Origin of the sequence: Marinomonas shanghaiensis, from assembly GCF_003259175.1 — a bacterium.
GTDB classification, from domain to species: Bacteria; Pseudomonadota; Gammaproteobacteria; order Pseudomonadales; family Marinomonadaceae; genus Marinomonas; species Marinomonas shanghaiensis.
In genome coordinates, this window is the sequence record NZ_QGOK01000045.1 from 1 (window position 1) to 3,447 (window position 3,447).

Here is a 3,447-nt window from a genome sequence, read left to right on the forward strand (position 1 = left end):
TTTCCAATCCTCACCGCTGCCTGTCATTTGTTTAACCTGCTATGTGGCGAACCTAAGAACTTTTTGTTAACCAAAAGGAGAAGACAAGTATGTCAAGATCAACGGATCTATCACCAACCAAGTATGAATATGAATACGACGAAAACGCCCTGCAAGACGTTTTCATCCTGCGGCCCAATGGCAAAATCGCTTACTTACCCTACGCTTTTTATACGGATCCCAGTCGGGTGATTGAGTCCGTGCCCGTGGCAGGCGAAGCCCAGCGTTTTTTCCTTAACGAACATGGCGCTTACCCTTTTAACCTTGCTGGGCCTGCGGTGTCTAAAGTCATTGATTGGAATCTAGTGGATGAACAAGGCACTTACAAACGTCACCCACAGGATTCAACGTTAACACCTGCAACTGGCTACTTTGTCGATTTAAGACGCTTCTCTTTAGACCGACAAGCGATGATCTTTGTCTGCGACGAGGCCAATTATGAAGACGATCAGCCCATTAGTGAGTTAATCCAATTCGCCGCCGATTACCAACTGGTTCCTGTTGACAAACAAGACCAGCTCAAAGCCATACCCAAAGATGACAACCTCTACTTGGTGTACTTTCAATACCCCAACAAAACCCGTTCCATTAACCAATGCTACAGCTATAGCGTCAGCTATATCAGCGTGGCCGAACTGGATGCCTGTGAATTCAGCCAAGAACAGCCATCAACCAAACGCACAGAAGAAGAGATTAAAACAGCTGCGCAGCATCTAGAAACTTATTATGGAGATACCAAAATTCAAGCAGGTGCTTTACACCCAATGGATTTCCAATCCTCACCGCTGCCTGTCATTTGTGTAACCTGCTATGTGGCGAACCTAAGAACCTTTAGCTCATGACACCACTTTTTAAGACATTTTCTACGCAAGGACACAGGCTATGAAAACCTATCGTACTGGCACCCATCGTACGGTTTCTCCTGAAGAAACACTCAATAAGATCCAGCCTCATTTGGCTGCTATGGGTATTACCCGTCTCGCCAATGTCACTGGGTTGGATAATATCGGCGTTCCTGTGATTACCGCGTGCCGCCCTAATGCAAAAGCGGTCGCCGTTTCCCAAGGCAAGGGCATATCCGTGGCGGCAGCCAAGGCCTCGGCCGCCATGGAAGCCATCGAAACCTATCATGCGGAGCACATCGACCTGCCCATGCGATTTACTAACTTTACCGAGTTGTCTAAATCTCATACTGTGGTGGATATAACCCAAGTCCCCAGAATGAATGTCATGCCGTTTTCCCCCAGTGCGCGCCGTCCTTGGGTAGAAGGCCGTTTGTTAGATTCCCATGCCCCCATCTATGTGCCCTATGATTTGGTGCATTGTGACTTCACCGTACCGCTGCCCCCCGGTAGTGGTTGCTTTCAGTTAAGTACTAATGGTCTGGCATCGGGTAATACTCGCGAGGAAGCCACCAGCCATGCCTTATGCGAATTGATTGAACGGGATGCCATGACACTCTGGTCCCTTCTCCCCAAACCCCAACAAGCCAAGCAAAAGGTGGATTTATCCAGCATTACCGACCCGACAATTCAGGCACTGATCAAGCAAATTGAAGATGCCGATGTCATGGTAAGTGTGTGGAATGTCACTTCGGATCTGAATATTCCGACCTTCTTTTGCACTATTCTTAATCGGCAGGAAAGCCAGCATCGCCCTCTTTACCCTATGTCTGGCTCTGGCACCCATCTTGATAAACACGTCGCCATGATGCGCGCCATCACAGAAGCGGTGCAAACTCGCCTAACACTGATTTCCGGTTCCCGTGACGATGCTAGTTTAAAAGACTATCAATCTCGCCAAAACATGGCCTACCAAGGGTTAGTTCGTACAGAATTAATGGATACGCCGGCCTATGTTGATTTCAATCACATAGACACCTGGTTGCATGACACCATAGAAGAAGATGTGGCGTTGCTGGTTTCTCAACTTAAAAAACACCACCTTCCTAGCCCTATTATGATCGATCTAACCAAGCCCGAATTCGACATTCCCGTTGTGCGCGTCATCGCTCCCGGCTTGGAAGGCATACATGATGTACTGGGCTATGTCTTTGGACAACGGGCTCAGAACTTTTCTAAGGCAATACAAAACCTGCAGCCTACACTGAATAAGAAAATCAAGGAGCCTTCCCTATGAGCATAATTGTCTTTGCTGGCCCTTCCCTAAGCCAGGAGAAAGCCTTAGAAATCCTGCCCAATGCCAATATCCGTCCACCAGCGAAGCAAGGTGATCTTTACCTTGCCACCTTAGACAAGCCGCAAATCATCGTCTTAATTGATGGTTTTTTCGAGTCGGTGCCAGCGGTCTGGCATAAAGAAATTCTTCACGCCATGTCCATTGGTATTCATGTTTATGGCAGCTCCAGTATGGGGGCGTTAAGAGCCGCTGAGTTAAATGTGTTTGGCATGGTCGGCTCAGGGCAAATATATGAGCGCTATGCCAGCGGTGAATACGAAGACGATGATGAAGTGGCTCTTACTCACGGTCCCGCCGAGCTTAACTATATGTTGGTATCAAGAGCCATGGTGGATTTACGCCACGACCTTGCTGGCGCCTGCAACGAAGGAATACTTACCCATGCACAGGCAGAGATACTTGAAAAACAACTCAAATCCCTCTGGTATCCAGAACGCACACACACTCAATTATGCACTTTTGCCCAAGCCCTGCTCTCTACCCAGCACTCTACCCAAGGCATAGCCTCTGATAAGCTAGAAGCATTACGGGTATTTTTAAAGCAACACAGCCAATCACTAAAAGAACTAGACGCCATTAACCTGCTCAAAGACATTGCTAAGATAGACCTCAACACCCTAGCAGCAAAAACCGTCACCTATGTGCTGCAAGAAAATGATGCTTGGTACACCCTGATCAATGATGTGGTTAAACAGCGCCAACCCAAAATTGACGTTAACTTGCCCAGCCCAACAGAACCAATCAAGCACTTAGAAGAAGACAAGCTGCCAGCAAAACTAAGAGTCCTCGCCTTAGAACGCGCTCAGGAGCTTGGCATAGACGTGAAACCTTGGATTCAACCCGCATTTCATAAAGTGGCTTTAGCTTGGCAATGTGTCTCACAAGATGACAGGGTAGAGTTTGAGAAAATGAGCCAAAAAATTCAGGCATTAACACTCACCACCCAGCAATTTGACCAATGGATCGAACGCGAAGCACTGCTGATGGCCTATGCCGACCAAATAATCATTCAAGCAGAGCACATCTTAGATGAAAGCCTCATTCGAACCGGTATGGACATAACCTCAGCGGTTTCTGTTTCTTAACAGCACCGTTAAAGCTTCGTAGGCCTGATGAGGGAGGTACGACCGTTATCAGGCGTAACGTTATTTAGCCTACAATTGGTTGATTTATATTGTTTTTTGTAGGTCGCGGCTTTAGCCCGACAAG

General features: G+C 47.5%; 3 protein-coding genes. All 3 read left to right on the forward strand.

The window, feature by feature from the left end:
* Nucleotides 1–89: 89 nt before the first annotated feature.
* The 3 genes from DKT73_RS19870 to DKT73_RS19880 are packed head-to-tail and all read left to right on the forward strand — an operon-like array spanning nt 90 to nt 3,323.
* Nucleotides 90–881 carry a hypothetical protein gene (locus tag DKT73_RS19870; RefSeq protein WP_111640262.1) on the forward strand — a complete coding sequence of 264 codons (792 nt, stop codon included), beginning with the start codon at nt 90–92 and terminating at the stop codon, nt 879–881.
* A gap of 40 nt (nt 882–921) precedes the next feature.
* Entirely contained in the window at nt 922–2,178 is a 1,257-nt protein-coding gene (locus DKT73_RS19875; protein ID WP_111640263.1) for a YcaO-like family protein, read from the forward strand.
* Entirely contained in the window at nt 2,175–3,323 is a 1,149-nt protein-coding gene (locus tag DKT73_RS19880; RefSeq protein WP_111640264.1) for a TfuA-like protein, read from the forward strand. The genes DKT73_RS19875 and DKT73_RS19880 overlap by 4 nt, the downstream gene beginning before the upstream one ends.
* Nucleotides 3,324–3,447: the final 124 nt, after the last annotated feature.